Origin of the sequence: Rhodococcus sp. IEGM 1409 (assembly GCF_030056735.1) — a bacterium.
Classification (GTDB): domain Bacteria; phylum Actinomycetota; class Actinomycetes; order Mycobacteriales; family Mycobacteriaceae; genus Rhodococcus_F.
In genome coordinates this window covers 252,158-268,182 of record NZ_JASHKN010000009.1, presented here as the reverse complement: position 1 = coordinate 268,182, position 16,025 = coordinate 252,158, and the positions used below count along the sequence as shown (strand labels likewise).

The 16,025-nt window shown below is 62.7% G+C and carries 15 protein-coding genes; 6 read left to right on the top strand and 9 right to left on the bottom strand.

The annotated features are described in order from the left end of the window. Window positions 1–184 precede the first annotated feature (184 nt). Genes QM716_RS22910 through QM716_RS22875 form a run of 8 tightly spaced genes read right to left on the bottom strand, consistent with a single transcriptional unit; the run spans window position 185 to window position 7,888 of the window. Window positions 185–1,126: an ABC transporter substrate-binding protein gene (locus QM716_RS22910; RefSeq protein ID WP_283306424.1), complete on the bottom strand. Its 942-nt coding sequence runs from the start codon at window positions 1,124–1,126 to the stop codon at window positions 185–187. A gap of 41 nt (window positions 1,127–1,167) precedes the next feature. Then, a complete protein-coding gene (locus tag QM716_RS22905) occupies window positions 1,168–1,875 on the bottom strand; it encodes a class II aldolase/adducin family protein (RefSeq protein ID WP_283306423.1) in 708 nt (235 codons plus the stop codon). Beyond that, the gene (locus tag QM716_RS22900) at window positions 1,872–3,026 is read right to left on the bottom strand and encodes an LLM class flavin-dependent oxidoreductase (protein ID WP_283306422.1); all 1,155 of its coding nucleotides are present in this window, start codon (window positions 3,024–3,026) and stop codon (window positions 1,872–1,874) included. The genes QM716_RS22905 and QM716_RS22900 overlap by 4 nt, the downstream gene beginning before the upstream one ends. Then, window positions 3,023–4,114, bottom strand: a complete 1,092-nt coding sequence (locus QM716_RS22895) for an LLM class flavin-dependent oxidoreductase (RefSeq protein WP_283306421.1) — start codon at window positions 4,112–4,114, stop codon at window positions 3,023–3,025. The genes QM716_RS22900 and QM716_RS22895 overlap by 4 nt, the downstream gene beginning before the upstream one ends. After that, window positions 4,111–5,151: an ABC transporter substrate-binding protein gene (locus tag QM716_RS22890; protein WP_283306420.1), complete on the bottom strand. Its 1,041-nt coding sequence runs from the start codon at window positions 5,149–5,151 to the stop codon at window positions 4,111–4,113. The genes QM716_RS22895 and QM716_RS22890 overlap by 4 nt, the downstream gene beginning before the upstream one ends. Further along, window positions 5,135–5,977 carry an ABC transporter ATP-binding protein gene (locus QM716_RS22885; protein ID WP_283306419.1) on the bottom strand — a complete coding sequence of 281 codons (843 nt, stop codon included), beginning with the start codon at window positions 5,975–5,977 and terminating at the stop codon, window positions 5,135–5,137. The genes QM716_RS22890 and QM716_RS22885 overlap by 17 nt, the downstream gene beginning before the upstream one ends. Then, a complete protein-coding gene (locus QM716_RS22880) occupies window positions 5,974–6,831 on the bottom strand; it encodes an ABC transporter permease (protein WP_283306418.1) in 858 nt (285 codons plus the stop codon). The genes QM716_RS22885 and QM716_RS22880 overlap by 4 nt, the downstream gene beginning before the upstream one ends. 4 nt (window positions 6,832–6,835) lie before the next feature. Beyond that, the gene (locus QM716_RS22875) at window positions 6,836–7,888 is read right to left on the bottom strand and encodes an NrtA/SsuA/CpmA family ABC transporter substrate-binding protein (RefSeq protein ID WP_283306417.1); all 1,053 of its coding nucleotides are present in this window, start codon (window positions 7,886–7,888) and stop codon (window positions 6,836–6,838) included. Window positions 7,889–8,135: 247 nt separating this feature from the next. On the opposite strand from QM716_RS22875, the gene QM716_RS22870 reads away from it, so the two are divergent. The 4 genes from QM716_RS22870 (at window position 8,136) to QM716_RS22855 (ending at window position 11,584) form a co-directional block, all read left to right on the top strand. Beyond that, window positions 8,136–8,885, top strand: coding sequence for an IclR family transcriptional regulator (locus tag QM716_RS22870; protein WP_283306416.1), 750 nt, complete (start codon window positions 8,136–8,138; stop codon window positions 8,883–8,885). A gap of 118 nt (window positions 8,886–9,003) precedes the next feature. Next, window positions 9,004–9,474 (top strand): NfeD family protein, encoded by a 471-nt coding sequence (locus tag QM716_RS22865; RefSeq protein WP_283306445.1) that lies wholly within the window; start codon window positions 9,004–9,006, stop codon window positions 9,472–9,474. Then, a complete protein-coding gene (locus tag QM716_RS22860) occupies window positions 9,471–10,286 on the top strand; it encodes a slipin family protein (protein WP_283306415.1) in 816 nt (271 codons plus the stop codon). Before QM716_RS22865 ends, QM716_RS22860 begins: the two co-directional genes overlap by 4 nt. A gap of 59 nt (window positions 10,287–10,345) precedes the next feature. After that, the gene (locus tag QM716_RS22855; RefSeq protein ID WP_283306414.1) at window positions 10,346–11,584 is read left to right on the top strand and encodes an HNH endonuclease signature motif containing protein; all 1,239 of its coding nucleotides are present in this window, start codon (window positions 10,346–10,348) and stop codon (window positions 11,582–11,584) included. An 81-nt stretch (window positions 11,585–11,665) separates the two neighbouring features. On the opposite strand, the gene QM716_RS22850 is transcribed toward QM716_RS22855, so the two are convergent. After that, entirely contained in the window at window positions 11,666–12,361 is a 696-nt protein-coding gene (locus tag QM716_RS22850; RefSeq protein ID WP_283306413.1) for a pyridoxamine 5'-phosphate oxidase family protein, read from the bottom strand. 97 nt (window positions 12,362–12,458) lie between these two features. Between QM716_RS22850 and pdxR the strand changes: the two genes are divergently transcribed. Further along, on the top strand, window positions 12,459–13,844 hold the full coding sequence (gene pdxR / locus QM716_RS22845) for a MocR-like pyridoxine biosynthesis transcription factor PdxR (RefSeq protein ID WP_283306412.1): 1,386 nt from the start codon (window positions 12,459–12,461) through the stop codon (window positions 13,842–13,844). A 59-nt stretch (window positions 13,845–13,903) separates the two neighbouring features. Further along, window positions 13,904–16,021, top strand: coding sequence for an oxidoreductase (locus tag QM716_RS22840; protein ID WP_283306411.1), 2,118 nt, complete (start codon window positions 13,904–13,906; stop codon window positions 16,019–16,021). Window positions 16,022–16,025: the final 4 nt, after the last annotated feature.

Here is a 16,025-nt window from a genome sequence, read left to right as displayed (position 1 = left end):
TGTCCGGAGCGGCGGCAAGCACGCGGAGCGTGCAGATCGCCGTCGGACGCAGTGTCCAATTCTTCTGCCTAACCCAGGGGTTACCCCTGAGACTGGTCGCGCGGACCAACTCTCACCCACACGCCGCCGCATCTCTTCACAATGGCAGACCGTCCGGTATCTGTCACCTGCCAGGTGCAGGCTCTCAGATCGACGAACGATCCGAACCGACGAACTCGCTGATCCACGGCACTACTGCTTCGCGAACGGTGACCGCCTGCGGCAGTAGTCCGTTGCTCAGCAGGAGATCGGCCGCACGTTGCTGCTCGTCGAGGAACTCTTCGGTGACGGCGTTGACACCGAACGGACGTCCGCGCAGTGCGGCTTCCCAGGCGTCCAGGCTCGCGGACCCGCCACGCTTCTCGATGTCGTCGACGAAGATCTGTGCGGCTTCTCGCGGGTTGGCTTCGATCCAGGCGTCGGATTCCTGCAGAGCCTCGATGACCGCCTGAAGCGCCTCCGGGTTGGTCTCGGCGAAGTCGCGCCGGGTGAACCACAGTGACGGGTGGCTGAAGAGTCCGTCGGTGGCGATCAGCGTGCGCAGTTCGTGGTTCGCTTCGATGTCCGTCAACCCCGGGTATGCACCCACCCAGGCATCGATGGTGCCGTCGACGAGGTCCGCTCCACCGCCGCGGACGTCGGTGTCGACGGGGACGATGTCGGACCACGTCAGTCCCGCCTGATCCAGGGCGAACAACAGAAGTGTGGTCTGCCACGATCCGTGCGCGATGCCGACGCGCTTGCCGCGCAGGTCCTCGACCGAGTTGATCGCTGAATCGGCCTTGACCACCAGGCGCCCGTTCTCCACTCGGGGGCCGGAGATTCCGATGTAGACGAGGTTCCGGCCCTGGGCCAACCCGGTGACGGGCGGCGTGAAGCCGGTTCCGATGACGTCGTATCCACCCTCCTCGAACAGCCAGTCGGAGTGCAGGGTCGGCAACGCGTTCTCCGGGTTCACTGCGGGCTTGTCGGGAAGCTCACGAAGGTCCACCCACTCGACGTCGGGGAGACGGCGTTCGAGGATTCCGGTGTGGCGCAGAACGAACAGCGAATTGTTGTGTGGGAAGTATCCGACGCGAACGGTCATGAGATCTACGGTTTCCTGTTCTGAATCTGTGATGGGGGTGGTTAGATGAGGCCGCGTCGACGCGCCTCGTCGGCGAGTCCGCTACGCCCCCACTGGACGGCGAGGTTGGACGGATCGAATTCGACCGAACCGCCGAGGGATTCGGCGATCGCCTGGAACTGTGCGCCTTCCTCGAGGAGGACGACGAACTTCGCGAGGTCGAGCAACCCGCTGCGGCCGATGACGTTGACCCCGCCGTTGGCTTCGAAGATCGCGACGAGATCGGGGTCGTGTTCGAGGCGCTCGAGAATGAATTCGCTTGCAGATCGGGACCGATCGATGTGCGGCGGAATTTCGCGGGAGAGAGTCAGCCTCTGCGAAGCCGCATAGCGGATCGGCAGTGTCCGATGAGTCTGGGCCCAACCGCCGAGCCACGGAGTGTGGATGTGGACGACGCTGGTGATCTCCGGATGCTGACGGAACACGGACGCATACCCGGTGACAAAACCGGCCGATCCCGTACCGGACAGCACCTCACCGTCGAAGGTAGCGACAACTGGTGACACAGATGGGTCATCCGCCCACGGCCCCGGATCGTTCAGGGCGACTGCAATTTCGGTGCCCGGCACGCGCTCGACGAAGTTGACGGTCCCGTTGGCCGCAACCGTTCCGGTCTTGCGGAAGACGTCGAAAGCCTTGTCGGCTGCTGTACGTGCTTCCTCGACAAATGCTGCGGTGTCGGCATCGAGACGGGTTTCGGTGGTGGTCATCGGGTCTCCAGTCCAGAAGGTGTGATCGGGGTGCGCTGCAGAAGAGGTAGAACTTCTTCGCCGACGCGGTACGCCTCTTCCAGGTGTGGGTTACCGGCGAGGATGAAGGCGTCGACGCCCAGCTCGCGCAGCTCGTCGAGTCTTTCGGCGACCTGCTCATAGCTACCGACCAGTCCGAAGGCCGGTCCGCCGCGGATCAGGCTGAAACCGCACCACACGTTGGGCTGCACTTCCAGATCTCGGTAACCGGTGATGTGTTCGGGTACCCAGCCTTTGATGCGGGCAGCGCCCACCGAATCACCTTGCGCTGCACGGTCGGCGGCGCCCTTGTCGACGAAGGCCCAACCCTTCTCGATCTCGGCCCACGCGGCTTCTTCGGTGTGCCGGGCGACGACGTCGATGCGTACGGCGAACTTCGGGGTGCGTCCCAGCTTGGCCGAGTTCTCCCGCACGCCGTCGATCTTGGCTCTCAGATCTGCGTACGGCTCCAGCCAGGAAAGGTAGTAGTCGGAGTGCAGTCCGGCGGCGGCGACGGCTGCTGCCGAAGATCCGGAGAAGTACACCTCGGGAAACGGCTGGCCGGCAAGTCCGGGTGGCAGTGCGGCGCCCTGGGTTTGGAAGAAGCGACCGTCGAAGTCGAAAGGTTCACCGTCCCAAACACCTTTGAGGACATCGAGGAACTCGGACGTCCTGGTGTAGCGATCGTCGTGGTCGACCTTGTCGCCCCACCACAGCTGAGGCGCTCCGCCTCCGCCACTGATGATGTTGTAAACCAGGCGTCCGCCGGTTGCACGCTGCAGACTGGCCGACATCCGCGCCGCCTGCACCGGGTGAAGGAACCCCGGTTGGAACGCGACCATGAAACGGTACGTGGTGGTCTCGGCGGCCAACGCTGCTGCGGTCGCCCACGGATCCTCGGTCATCGGGAAGGACGGCAGCAGTCCACCGAGGAAGCCGGCGGATTCGGAAGCCTTTGCCACCGCGGCCATGTGATCGATGTAGCTGTATCCGTCCAACTCACCGCCGCGGATCGCAGGAGCGATGTTGCCCGGCCCGTATCCACCGGCGTCGCCGCGGTTGTAGCGGCGCGGGGTGCGCAGCGACGCGTGGTCGCCTTCCATCCCGATCCGCCAATAGAAATCGATACTCATGCGTTGGCCTTCTCTTCTTTGCGGATCCGACCCTCGGGATCGACCAGGTGCAGGAGGTGCTCGCCCGCCCGGTGCAGCTCTTCGATATGTGGCCGACCTGACAAGACGAAGCCGTCCACGCCGAGATCGCGATACGACGACAGTCGCTGTGCCACTTCCTCGTAGCTTCCAACGAGACCGATGCTGTGCTCGTAGCCGATACGGTCGAATCCGGACCAGAGGATGCCGCCACGCTCGACTGCGGTTGTGTCGGAATGAGCCTCTCTCAGTTGTCGTTCGACGCGGGCCCAGGCTTCGTCGGCTGTCTCCCTCGCGATGATCGGGATGCGCAGGACCTTGTCGACTGTCCTGCCGAGTTCGGACGCTCGGTCGTCGAGGGCGGTGATCCGCGTCGACAACTCGTCGCCGGTGAGGGTGAACAGATGGACGTCGCCGTGGTGGGCGGACAGTTCCAGAGCTTCCGGAGAGTCGCCGGTCAGATGCACTCGGGGAAAAGGGAGTCCGGACAAGATGCCTCGGAACCCGCCGCCGAGTACGTCGTAGTACTCGCCGTCGAAGTCGTAGCCGGTACCGCCGAATCCGCCTGGCAGAATCTGTTCCTCGTTCCACACACCGCGTGCGACGGTTAGAAACTCCGCGGCGCGAGCGTAGCGGTCGGCTCCTCGAACAACGTCACCGCGAGCGGTGGCATCTTCGGCGTCGGTATCGACCTTCACTCGCCATTCAAGACGACCTGCCGACAGACGCTGAAGTGTCGCAGACATTTTGGCGGCATAGACTGGAGTGCCGAAAGTAGGGTGAAACTCCACGACTACTCGCGAATGACGCGTCTGGCGTAGCGCGGCGGCAGCAACGATCCAGGATTCCTCGCCGCTCGGATCGTACGGTGCGACTACCCCGTCGACACCCGACAGTTCGGCCGCGAGAACGATCTGCGCCAGTTCGTCGAAGGGGCCGAAGTTTCCGGGGCGAACATCGGTCGCGATGGTGGCGGGGCGTTGCGCGCCGAATCCGCCGCGACTGTTGAGCGCGGCCACCGCCCGGCGTCCGTCACCGCGCGAGGGTAGCTCCCAGTAGACGTCCGTCATTCTGCTGTGCCCTTCTGCGCAACAAGGCTGCGTGCCTGTTCCAGGGGTTCGTGCGCCACCCACGACTGCAGGTCGAAGTCGGCGGCGAGGAAGCCGTGCGCGTACAGGAATTGCTTCTGCACGCCGAGCAGGTCCACACGCTCGTCCGACAGGCTCAAATGCAGTCCGGTGTGGAAGTTCTCGCCGTACGCTGCCACCACACCTTCGGGTCCCGACTGTGTTTCGGTCTGCAGCACAGCACGGACCTCGTCGATGTTGGCTGCCGCCCAGTCTGCCGCCCTCAGACTCTCGGCGAGGAAACTGACAACGATGTCCGGACGCTGTTCGAGTAGATCGGCGTGAACCGTGATCGGTCGTGGAGTGCCGTTGTTGACGCGATCACGCAGGGAAGCAGTGGAATCGAGATCGACGGCCACGACGAGGCCGTGTTCGCGGGCAACTTCCTGGGCGCGGGCTCCCTTGACGTAGATGGCGTCGACATCGCCGCGCTGCAGGGATTCGACGCCCCACGTCGTGTTGCGGCTGGAGGAGGCGGTGCGGACCTCCGGGGCTGCCGTCGTTGCTACCTCGACGAGCGTGACGTCGGCAAAACTCAACCCACCCAGGCGAAGTGCCGAGGCGAAGCCGTGCAGGGCCATCGCGCGAGGGAAGCTCCTGGCCTGGTCCGCCGCCCAGGCCGGGATTCCGATCCGAGCGCCGGCCAGCAGGCCCGGTTCTCGGATGTCGGAGTCTCCTCGCACCAGGATCGCCTGGGCCTCGTCGATCCAGGTGAGTCCGATCAGCCTCGTCGGTGAACCACCGGCACGCGCGGCCAGCGCGGGGACGTTGCCGCCTTCGCGAATGAGTCCGGAGAGTTGGTGGTCGAAATGGCGCACTGCCAATTCCGGTCCGGCATCTTGCAGTACGCCGAAACGCACTCCGGATTCGTTTGCCGTCCGGTCGAGCCAACCGAGGCTGTTGGCGAGTCCGCTTGCGGTGGGAACGGGGCAGCGGGTGTACCAGAGTGTGTCGATTGCGGAATCAGCGATCAATGTCATGACTGTCCTGTCCGTCGGGGAAGGTGCGACCGACACCGAGTTCCTTCAGGAAACTCGCTCGGTAGCACAAAGATTCGGGATCGTTCCGATCGCGGGGGCGTGGTAAGTCGATGTCGACGTCCACGGCAAACCCACCCTTGTCGAGAATGAGCACGCGGTCGGCAAGCCGTACGGCTTCGTCGACGTCGTGAGTGACGAGCAAGACCGCCGGTCGGTGAAGGGCGACCAGATCGCCTACCAGGTCTTGCATTTGGAGCCGCGTGAGGGCGTCGAGCGCGGCGAAGGGTTCATCGAGTAGCAGCAGTTCAGGTTGCCGGACGAGGGCGCGAGCCAATGCGACGCGTTGGGCCTCACCGCCGGAGAGGGTGGCCGGCCAGGCACGGTGCTTGTCCGCGAGGTTGACCTCGGAGAGTGCGTTGCGGGCGTTATCGGCTACCTGGCGCGATCGCTTCTGTCCCACTGTGACATTCGCCAGCACTCGCTTCGACGGAATCAAGCGCGGTTCTTGGTAGACGACCGTGCGGTCACGCGGAACCAGCACCTCACCGCTGTCCGGTGCTTCCAATCCGGAGAGCACTCGCAACAGGGTCGTCTTGCCGGTGCCGCTGGGGCCGAGGAGAACGACGAACTCGCCACGCGTGATCTCGAGGTCGATACCACCCAGAACAGTCTTGTCGCCGAACGACTTACGCACTCCAGTGAGCGAGACCGCCACCGGTGAACCGGCACGTCGCTCGGCGGCGGTGGTGCCGGTCCGCTCACGCGTTGCCAACGGCGGCAGAGGTGCTTCGGTGTTTGGGAGCGAGCCGACGGTCGTGTTCGTCATCGCGCCACCGACAATCTCCGCCACGGCATGGAGTACCGCTCGATCAGCCTGACGACGGCGTCGAAGATGAGACCCAGCGCCGCGTACATGACGATGCACAGAACCATGTAGTCGGTGCGGTTGTATTCCTGCGCCAGGGTGACCAGGTATCCGATCCCCTCCCGTGTGCCGACCTGCTCGGCTGCGATCAATCCGGTGATGCTGAGCGACAGGCAGATTCGAAGTCCCATCAGAACTCCTGGGAGGGCGGTCGGAAGAATCGCTCCGAACACCAGTCGCCAACCAGTGAGGCCGAAACCCTGTGCCGCTTCCACCATCTTGCGGTCGACTCCGCGCACTCCGAGGTAGGTGTACGCGTACATGGGTGCGACGGTCGCGACGGCGATCAGCACCACCTTGAAGGTTTCGTCGATACCGAACCAGGCGATGAACAATGGAACGAGCGCGAGGAACGGTACCGCGCGGTTGATCTGCATGGTGGAGTCGATCAGTTCTTCACCGAGCGAGGAGAGGCCGGAGAGAACCCCGAGCACCAATCCGACGATCACACCGACCGAAACACCGAGTGCAGCACGTTGAAGCGACGCGAGTCCGAAGTCGACCAACTGACCCGACTGGTACAGCTCGGCGAAAGCCGTCCACACCGCGGGAGGTCCGGCCAGGATCTCCTCTCGGATCAGCCCGGTAGCCGAGCCGATCCACCATCCGGCAACCAATAGGGCCGGAACTAGGAAACGGAGGGGAATCGAGATCCACTTGGGCCTGCTGCGATTGCGCCGGTAGCGCGGCGTTTCGAGTTGTGGATGCTCCACTGACTGCGACGCCGTTCGAGCGGGGCGGGTCAGCGTCACCATCGGGTCACTTCCCCTCGGTGGTGGGTGCTGCCGCTGCCGAACCTGCCACAGCACCCTGGAGGTCGAAGATCACGTCACTGCCCTTGATCGGCTGCTGGATCACCTTGTTGTCGGCGAACAGCGTGGAGATGGATTCGAGGTCGGTAGCGTCGGCTGCAGTCGGGTAGCGGAAGTTGGTGATCTGGCCGCCCAGGGTGACCGCGTCGTCGAGCCGCTGTCCGGAGAGTGCGCGCGGACCAGTCTGTTCGAAGACGTTCTCGAATGCTGCCGGGTCGGCTTGCTGCTTTGCGGTGAGTTCCTGGGTGACCTCGAGGAACTTCTGGACCACCTCGGGATGTGCTTCGAGAACTGCGGTGCGTCCGGCGATGATGGTGCTGTCCACGGAGTCGATGCTTGCCTCGGTTGCGATCTCGACCGCGCCCTTGGCCTTGGCCTCCTGGTACGGAATCAGGAACGAAGCCCAGGCGTCGACCTGCCCGGTGGAGAATGCCGACGCAGCGTCAGCCTGTTGCAGCGGAACGCGTTCGACGGAATCGATCGGTACGCCGGCCTGTGTCAGGGCCTTGAGCGTGATGTATTCGCCCTTGCCTGCCGGATTGACGGCAATGCGCTTGCCGGCCAGATCTGCAACTGTCTTGATGCCGGATTCCGGAGTCGCGATGATGCCGGCCTGGTCCTTGTTGTACGGGTCGGACGTGGCGAAGATGCGGACACCCACATCCTTGGACAATGCGCCGACGACGGGACTGTATGCGCCGGTTTGGATGTCGAGCTCTCCGCTGTTGAAAAGTTTGAGGTTGGAGCTGAATCCCGGTGTGGTCTTGACCCATTCGATCTTTGCGCCCAGTGGTGCCAGCGCCTCGTCGTAGGTTCCGTCGCGCTTGCCGACGGCGATGGCACCGGAGTTTCCCGGATCGAAGACCCTGAGCGTGAAGTCAGCGCTGGAATTGCCTGCGGCGCTGTCGGAATCGGAAGACCCACACGCCACCGCCAACCCGGCCAGCGGGATCATGGCGAGCGCAGCGGCAGCTCGTGGCAGTCGGCGGAAGCGGGACATGTATGTGGCTCCTTCAGGCGTTGAATCGTCAGAACTGACGACGATGACGCTATTGGGTGCGTGTCCGTTTTGCCCCCGTTTGTTTTCTGGAGATTGGAAACCTTGACAACATCAGAAGTGTGTTCATCTGGGCTTTTGTAGGTCTTCGTCTGGTTCCTTTCCATCTGATGGAAAAGATGGCCGGACTGCTGGGGCCGTGTTAGCGTCCGATTCTCAGATCGATCAGGCCACAGCGAAAGGATCGTTCGTGACGGACGCACGCGGCGCGGGAGTTCAGACGGTAACCCGTGCCCTGACCATGCTCACATGTTTTCGCAGTGGCGAAGAGCTGGGAGTCTCGGAAGTTGCGCGGCGACAAGAGCTTGCGGTCAGCACCACGCATAGGTTGCTGCAGTCGCTCGTCGACGCGGGGTTCCTCGAGAAGGACGATGCGACCAGTCGGTATCGCATCGGAGCGGCGCTGGCGGCCTACGGACAGGTCTCCTATCGACAGCATCGAATCTATCTGTCCGAGCCCTACTTGGAGCAATTGGCCGCGACGACAGGAGCATCCGCCTCGCTGGCAGTGCGAAGCGGAAGTGAGGTGGTGTTGCTCGGTTTCAGTCGGTGGCGTGAGGCCGACGGGCACGTGCTTCAGGGTGTCCGCCTTCCCTTGCATGCGAGCGCACTGGGGAAAGCCTTTCTGGCCTGGTCCGACGTCGACGACTTCGAACTCGCTGCCCTGCCACGTGAAGCGACCACCCAGCGTGCGATCACCGATGTTGCCGGTATCCGCCGGGAATTGGAATTGACCCGCGAGCGAGGATACGGATTCAACGACGAAGAGTTGACCCCGGATTTCCGGACGATCGGAATTCCGATCATCGATGGATCCGGCACTGTACGTTACACGCTCGGGCTCCGTGGCCCTGTGGAGTTGATGATCGACGAGCGGATTCCGTTCCTCGCGGATCTCGCCAAGGTGACTGCACGACAGATCGGTGAGGTCCTTCTCTGAATTGATGTGAAAGCGCTTGTGGCAGATCCGGCCGAACATGATTACCGTTGGTGTCGAGGGCGCGATCGCACAATGGCTACGCGACGTGACCGCGTCCTCGCGAGCGTGGAGACGAGTGATGACGACGATCGGTGTCGTTGCCCTGCTGGTGGGTGTCCTGTTGATCGTGGTCGAGGCGCATGCCCCAACCGCGGGGGTGCTCGGTGCGCTGGGGGCTCTTCTGATCGGGGCGGGTGTCTGGATGCTCTTCACATCCGACGGTATCGGCCAATTGATCGCGATCCCGGTGACGGCGGGGGTTGCGGTGGTCGGCCTGGGCGTAGTGGCGGTAGCGAGCCGAAAAGCGCTTACCGCGCGCCGCGCGCCCGTGCGTACCGGGACGGAATCTCTGGTCGGCTCCGATGCAACGGTTCGCAGTTGGGCTGGTGTGCAGGGTCAGGTCGAGCTTGACGGCGGATTATGGCGTGCTCGAATGGAATTCGGGTACGACGACTCTGTGCCTGCCGTGGGCGAATCCGTCGTCGTAGAGCAGGTTCGAGGCCTGACTCTGAAAGTGCGCCGTCGTGAACCGTGGGAGCTGCCGCTATGACCACCGTGCTTGTCGTGTTGTCTGTGTTTGTCGTGTTGGCCGCAGTGCTCGCGGGCATGTCGGTGAGGGTCCTGCGTGAGTACGAGCGCGCGGTGGTGTTCCGCCTCGGTCGACTGATCACCTTGAAAGGCCCAGGCCTGGTGATTCTGGTTCCGGCCATTGATCGCATGGAGCGGGTCAGTCTGCGAACCGTGACGCTGAAGATCCCGGTCCAAGAGGTGATCACCCGCGACAACGTCCCGGTGAAGGTCACCGCCGTCACGTACTTCCGGGTTGTCGACGCGGACCGTTCGATAGTCGAAGTCGAGGACTTTCTGGCCGCCACCTCGCAGATCGCCCAGACCACACTGCGCTCGATTCTCGGCAAGGCAGAGCTGGACTCGCTGCTCTCCGAACGTGAACGCCTCAACGAAGACTTGCAGAAGGTCATCGACCAACAGACTGAGCCGTGGGGAGTCAAAGTCACCACCGTGGAGATCAAGGACGTCGAGATCCCAGCCAACATGCAGCGCGCCATCGCCAGGCAAGCTGAGGCCGAACGAGAGCGGCGCGCCAAGATCATCAACGCCGACGCGGAGTTTCAGGCTTCGGCCAAACTCGCCGAGGCGGCAGAGGTGATCAGTCGCAATCCAACCACCCTGCAGCTGCGTTATCTGCAGACGCTTCACGAGATCGGTAGTGAGAACAACTCCACCGTTGTCTTCCCCTTACCCTTGGATCTGGTCCGGCCCTTCATGGGAGGCCGAGCCGAGGCTACTCCAGCGACTCAAGAACCTGACCGTTTCGCCTGGAATGCGAAAGTTGTTGATTAACAGCTATTTTCATTTCTCTTTCCCTTGTGTTCGAAACTGTGTTCGAACATGATTGCTTCATGGACAGTCGGGAAGCGTGGCAGCTGGATGGTGAGGATCTCAAGAGTGAGGTTCTGGATCTGGTGCGCGTCCGGCACGAGTTGCAGTCGCGGATGGTGTTGCTGATCGTGGAGATGTTTTCCCGGGAGACTGTGGTCGGGAAGGGTTTTCGGGCGATCGCGCAGTGGTTGCATGGTTCGACGAATTTGGAGATCGGTGAGTGCAGTCTGCTGGTTAGTTTGGCGCGGTTGCTCCTACTTGAACCTGTTGTGGCGGATGCGTTTCACCGGGGTGATGTGGATGCGTTGAAAGCGCGTCAGGTGGCGTCGTTTTGTCAGCATCCGCCGAAGAACATGACGCCGGCGGATGTGGACAAGGCTCGCGGGATTTTGCTTGATCTGGCGTCGAAGAATATTGCGGATTGTGATGCGGTGCGGGCGGCGATTCGGCGGATCGAAAAGCAGTACGGCAAACGCGAGGACGGTGTTCCAGTTGGGGAAGATTCGGAGCGTAACGAGTTCTACGCGTCGACAGGCTTGTACGGGCGTGTGTCGGTGAAGGGTGATTTGGATGCGATCAACGGTGCCCGTCTGATCACGTTGCTCTCGAGCCTGTCGGCGCCGACGCCGGAAAAGGACGGCGTCAAGGACACTCGTACTCCGGCGCTACGGCGGGCGGATGGGTTCTGTGAGTTGTTGAGGCGGTACGAGCGGGCGGGGTTGGGTCCGATCGAAGTCGGCGTGAAACCGCACATCACTGTGACCGCATCGGCGAAGGACATGACCGATATGCAGGCTTTGAAGGACTTGTTGCCGTCGACAGAAGAGTTGGGGTTCGCGTGGGCAGATTGGGTGGGCCCGATCAGCATCGATACCGCCCGGATGTTGGCCTGCGACTGCACGGTCACTCGAATCTTGTTGGATGAGAACGGTGTTCCGCTCGAGTGCGGCAAGGAAGTGCGAACGGTGACGGTTCCGCAAAGGCGGGCGTTGGCGGTGCGCGATGGTGGGTGTGCATTTCCGGGTTGCGGGACACCATCGGGGTGGTGCGATGCTCATCATATTGTTCACTGGAGTGATGGTGGTCCAACGGATCTCGACAATCTGATCTTGTTGTGTGGCCATCATCATCGGACGATGCACCACACGGAATGGCGGGTGGAGATCGGCCCGGATCGGAAAACAGTGTTCTATCCGCCGATGTCGATCGACCCGTTCCAGCATCCGATCGGCGGGAACAGACCACCGACTGCGGCTTGAACCTCCACAACTGAAGACTCGAGCACCGGGGCATAGTCGTGCCCCGGTGCTCGACGTGTGTTGTCGGACTCGCGAGTGGAATCAGACCATCGTCGAGATATGTTCCGGTAGTTCGACGCTGGAATCGAGATCCTCGGACGGAATCGGTTCACCGAAGTGCGTGGATGCAGGAACTACTCCAGCCCAAACGGTTTCGACACCGATATCGGCGGCATCGTCACCGGGCCCGCCGGCGCGGGCCTTGACGGAAGCCTCGTACAACGGCAGTGCAAGAACCACGGTAGCCGCCATTTCCTTGCGCGTGTGATCCCGAAGATGCTGGGACCGGCCGGGAACCACCTGGTCGACGATCAGGTCCAGGGCCTTCACCCGCTCGTCGCCGTCGGTGACGACTCGAGGTGATCCGACGACGATTCCGCTGCGGTAATTCATCGAATGATGAAAACCTGACCGAGCCAACACGAGTCCGTCGAGGATCGTGATGGTGATGCAGATTTCGCTGTCGGGAGCCAAGCTTCGTGAAGCCACTGAACCGTGAAGATAGATAGACCCACCACGGTCGGGGCCGTCGAGGTCGAATCCATAGGCGGTGGGAAACACCATGGGAACTCCGCCGACGGTCACGCCCATATGGCACAGCTTCGCGGACTGCAATACGTCGACGAGGGCCGCTCGTTCTGCGACACCGTGATGGCGGGCGCGCTTGTGCGTCGTACGTGCTGTCGGGGACAGCGGGGCAGTGACTGCTGGGACGGTGAGGACAACGGAATCTGTCATGCAGTCAATGTTGGTGGCAAAGTGGCTTCAAGTCATGGTCCAATCAATGGAGACTTCGATAAGCCACTTTCGATTGGCGACTTCCGAGAGGGTTCTGATGTTTCTTCCTTCGGCAGTAGCCGTAGTCCTCGACCGGACGGATCGGCGGGCGCTTCCGGTCCAGGTCGCCGACCACCTCAGAGCTGACATCCGCAGTGGTCAGGCGGCGGTCGGTCTGCGGTTACCCAGCTCCCGGAAGCTTGCGGCAGAGCTTGCGGTGGCGCGTGGCGTCGTGGAACGGGCATACGAGCAGTTGATCGCAGAGGGTTGGCTGGTCGCTGTGCACGGTTCGGGCACCTTCGTTGCCGAGGCGCCCTCCCCCGTGGTCACTTCCACGACTACAACCGCGAAGCCCGCCGAGAAGGTGTTGCCCAGGGTGCGGCTTCGTCCCGGTGTGCCGTGGACGCCGCCGCGCGCTTCGGCAGCGTGGCGTCGAGCGTGGCGAGACGTCGGGGCCAAGCCGCCACCATTCGAGGATCCCGATCCCGCGGGTGACTACGAATTACGTTCGGCACTATCGCAATTGCTGGCGAGGGCCCGAGGTATGTCGGTCGAACCCGAGCGAATCCTGATCACCTCGGGCGCCACCCACGGCCTCGGCCTGGCCCTGTCGGCGTTGCGTACCAGTGGCGCAGTCCTGGCGATGGAAGATCCTGGATATCGTTACGCGTCCTCAGCCGCAACGGCATGTGGATGGTCGTTGCTGGACGTGCCGGTTGATGCGCACGGTCTCTGTGTGAACCAACTCGAATCGGCACCGGAGAACATTCGTGGCGTGTATGTGACACCGTCCCACCAGTATCCGACAGGTGGCCTGCTTCCCGTCCGTCGTCGAAATCAGTTGATCGACTTCGCTCGAACCCGCGATGTTGTCCTGTTCGAAGACGACTACGACTCCGAATTCCGTTACAACGTAGCACCTTTGCCTGCGCTTGCGCAGTTGGCTCCGGACCGGGTGGTGTATCTCGGCACGGTTGCCAAGACGCTCGGCGCGGGAATTCGACTGGGCTGGTTGGTAGCTCCTCTCGAGTTGGTCGAGCGCATTGCGACTTACCGCAAACGAATCGGCGACTTCCCCTCGATACCGCTGCAGCACGCACTCCTGTCGCTACTCCGTGACGGCGAATGGGATCGGGCGGTGCGCACCGCACGTCGTCGGTACCGCGAACGGGATCGTGCAGTGGAAGAGGCGCTGTCACCATTCGGCGAACTGCGTGGACTCGGCGCCGGCATGCATACGACGCTCATGCTCGACGCAGATTTGGCGGCGGTCGTCGCATGCGAGGCACTTGAACACGGCGTCGAAGTGCCCACCCTGGTCGAGTCCACCCGAACGCACGGAGACCCCGGCGGATTGGTCATCGGCTACGGGCGAGTGGAATCCGCAGACCTCGAATATGCGCTCGAGGTGATAGCCGAGTGCCTCGCACGTCACAGCGCGTGAAGTCTCGATGATCGGGAGTGCGGCAACGGACGGGTGGCGTCGAGTTCTAGCGTCCACTCGTGACGATCCGAAGCCAGACCTTTCCGCACCTTCTCGCACCAGGCACTATCGGCCCGATGACGGTGCCCAATCGCGTCGTTCTCCCTGCCATGGACATGAATCTGTGTGAAGACGGGGAAATCGAAAAGGGCGACATCGACCACTTCGTGGCGCGCGCGGCCGGTGGAACGGGTCTGATCATCACCGGTTGCTGCGCTGTTGCGTATCCGCTGGGCTGCACCAGTCGCAAGGAACCGGGGCTATCGGAAGACCGGTTCATCCCCGGACTCAAAGCATTGGCCGACGCGGTGCACGACGCAGGCAGCAAGCTCTGTGTGCAGATGACACACCACGGCAAGGTGGCGCGCATCGATACCCTCGACGGCCGACCGCAGTTGGTCCCGTCCACGCCGAAGCCGCCGGGTGACATGAGTGCGATGGCCGATTGCACACCCGAAGAACTGGGCAAGATGGCTGCCATCAACGAGGGCAAGAGGGCGACCTATCACGAGGCCACCAAGGAAGATCTTGATTGGCTGGTTCGCATGTTCGCCGAGGCTGCCGGACGGGTGAAGGCGGCGGGCGGCGACGCCGTCGAGATTCACTGTGCCCACAACTACGTCCTCGGAGCGTTCCTGAGTCGGTACACGAATCAGCGCAGCGACGAGTACGGAGGTTCCATGGAGAATCGGGCTCGCCTGTCTTGTGAAGTTATACGGGCGGTCAAGGGGGAGGTCGGTGATTCGCTTGCCGTCATCGTGCGTCTGGCTGGTCAAGAGTATGGCGAATCCGACGGGCTAACTGTCGACGAGGCTGCTGCGGCCGCCACGATGTTCGAAGAGGCCGGAGCTGACGCCATCCATGTCACCGGTACCGCATTGAATGCTTTTGCCAACTTCACAGACGGACCCCTGCCCGACAAGGTCGGCTATTACACCGACAATGCAACGCGAATCAAGCAGGCGATATCGATCCCCGTGATCACCGTCGGACGTATGCTCCCCGAGGTCGGCGAGAGGATGATCGCGGAAGGTCGCACGGACTTCGCCGCAATGGGCCGTCAGCTCCTGGCAGACCCACAGTTGGTGAACAAACTCAAAGACGGTGCACCCGAGCGGGTTCGGCCTTGCATCAACTGTTACGTCTGCGTGCAGGAGAACTTCTGGGACGAAACCCCGCTGTGCGCTGTCAACCCCGCCCTGGGCAACGAAGCGCTGCTCCCCTTCGTTCGCACCAGCGCTCCGAAGCACGTTGTTGTGGTCGGCGCGGGCCCCGGCGGTCTCGAGACGGCGCGAGTCGCCAGTGAACGTGGACATCGAGTCACCTTGGTGGACAAGGCAGATCGGCTCGGCGGTACGCTCTGGTTCTCGAGCCTTACCACCCCGGACAACGGTCGTCTGTTGGACTGGCTCGAGGTGGAGACCTCGCGCCTGGGAGTCGATATCCGGTTGAAGACCGAGGCCACAGTCGCCTCGATCCGGGCTCTGAACCCCGACGCCGTAGTCGTGGCTACCGGTGCAGTCCGTGAGCGGCCGAGTGTTCCGGGCGGCGATCTCCCACACGTGCACACCGGTGACTCGTTGCGCGCCTTGATGACCGGAGTAGGCGACGTCTCACAGGTACCGCCGTTCCTGCGGATGATGGCGAAGTTGGGCAAGTTGTCCGGTATCACCAAGAGTCCCGCGGCGATCCGGGCCGTGACTCGCAAGTTCCTGCCCATGGGCAAGGACGTCGTCGTGATCGGTGGTTCGCTTGTCGGACTGGAGCTTGCGGAGTTCCTGGCCGAGCGCGGTCGCAATGTGACGCTGATCGAAGAAGGCCAGCAGTTGGGCATTCCGATGGCGATGCCCCGCCGCTGGACGGCTGTGCGCAACGCCAAGCATGTCGGTGTGAACATTCACCGCAATTCAACGGTGCAGCGAATCACCAAGGGGCACGTCAAATTTCGTTCCGGTGACAAGACACTGACAGCTCTGGCCGACATGGTTGTCGTCGCGTCGGGAGTGTCGGCACAGGCGCCACTGGCCGATTCTCTGATCGGCGTCGTCTCCGACGTACACGTGGTCGGGGACGCGGTAAACGTCGACTACATCGAAGGTGCGATGCACACCGCGTGGAAAGTTGCGATGGACCTGTAGTTCG

Bases quoted from the DNA above. Each gene is read 5' to 3' on its own strand.
- QM716_RS22900 (WP_283306422.1), bottom strand. From the start codon at position 3,026: ATGAGTATCGATTTCTATTGGCGGATCGGGATGGAAGGCGACCACGCG.
- QM716_RS22865 (WP_283306445.1), top strand. From the start codon at position 9,004: ATGACGACGATCGGTGTCGTTGCCCTGCTGGTGGGTGTCCTGTTGATC.
- QM716_RS22905 (WP_283306423.1), bottom strand. From the start codon at position 1,875: ATGACCACCACCGAAACCCGTCTCGATGCCGACACCGCAGCATTTGTC.
- pdxR (WP_283306412.1), top strand. From the start codon at position 12,459: ATGTTTCTTCCTTCGGCAGTAGCCGTAGTCCTCGACCGGACGGATCGG.
- QM716_RS22890 (WP_283306420.1), bottom strand. From the start codon at position 5,151: ATGACATTGATCGCTGATTCCGCAATCGACACACTCTGGTACACCCGC.
- QM716_RS22880 (WP_283306418.1), bottom strand. From the start codon at position 6,831: ATGGTGACGCTGACCCGCCCCGCTCGAACGGCGTCGCAGTCAGTGGAG.
- QM716_RS22910 (WP_283306424.1), bottom strand. From the start codon at position 1,126: ATGACCGTTCGCGTCGGATACTTCCCACACAACAATTCGCTGTTCGTT.
- QM716_RS22850 (WP_283306413.1), bottom strand. From the start codon at position 12,361: ATGACAGATTCCGTTGTCCTCACCGTCCCAGCAGTCACTGCCCCGCTG.
- QM716_RS22895 (WP_283306421.1), bottom strand. From the start codon at position 4,114: ATGACGGACGTCTACTGGGAGCTACCCTCGCGCGGTGACGGACGCCGG.
- QM716_RS22855 (WP_283306414.1), top strand. From the start codon at position 10,346: ATGGACAGTCGGGAAGCGTGGCAGCTGGATGGTGAGGATCTCAAGAGT.
- QM716_RS22875 (WP_283306417.1), bottom strand. From the start codon at position 7,888: ATGTCCCGCTTCCGCCGACTGCCACGAGCTGCCGCTGCGCTCGCCATG.
- QM716_RS22860 (WP_283306415.1), top strand. From the start codon at position 9,471: ATGACCACCGTGCTTGTCGTGTTGTCTGTGTTTGTCGTGTTGGCCGCA.
- QM716_RS22885 (WP_283306419.1), bottom strand. From the start codon at position 5,977: ATGACGAACACGACCGTCGGCTCGCTCCCAAACACCGAAGCACCTCTG.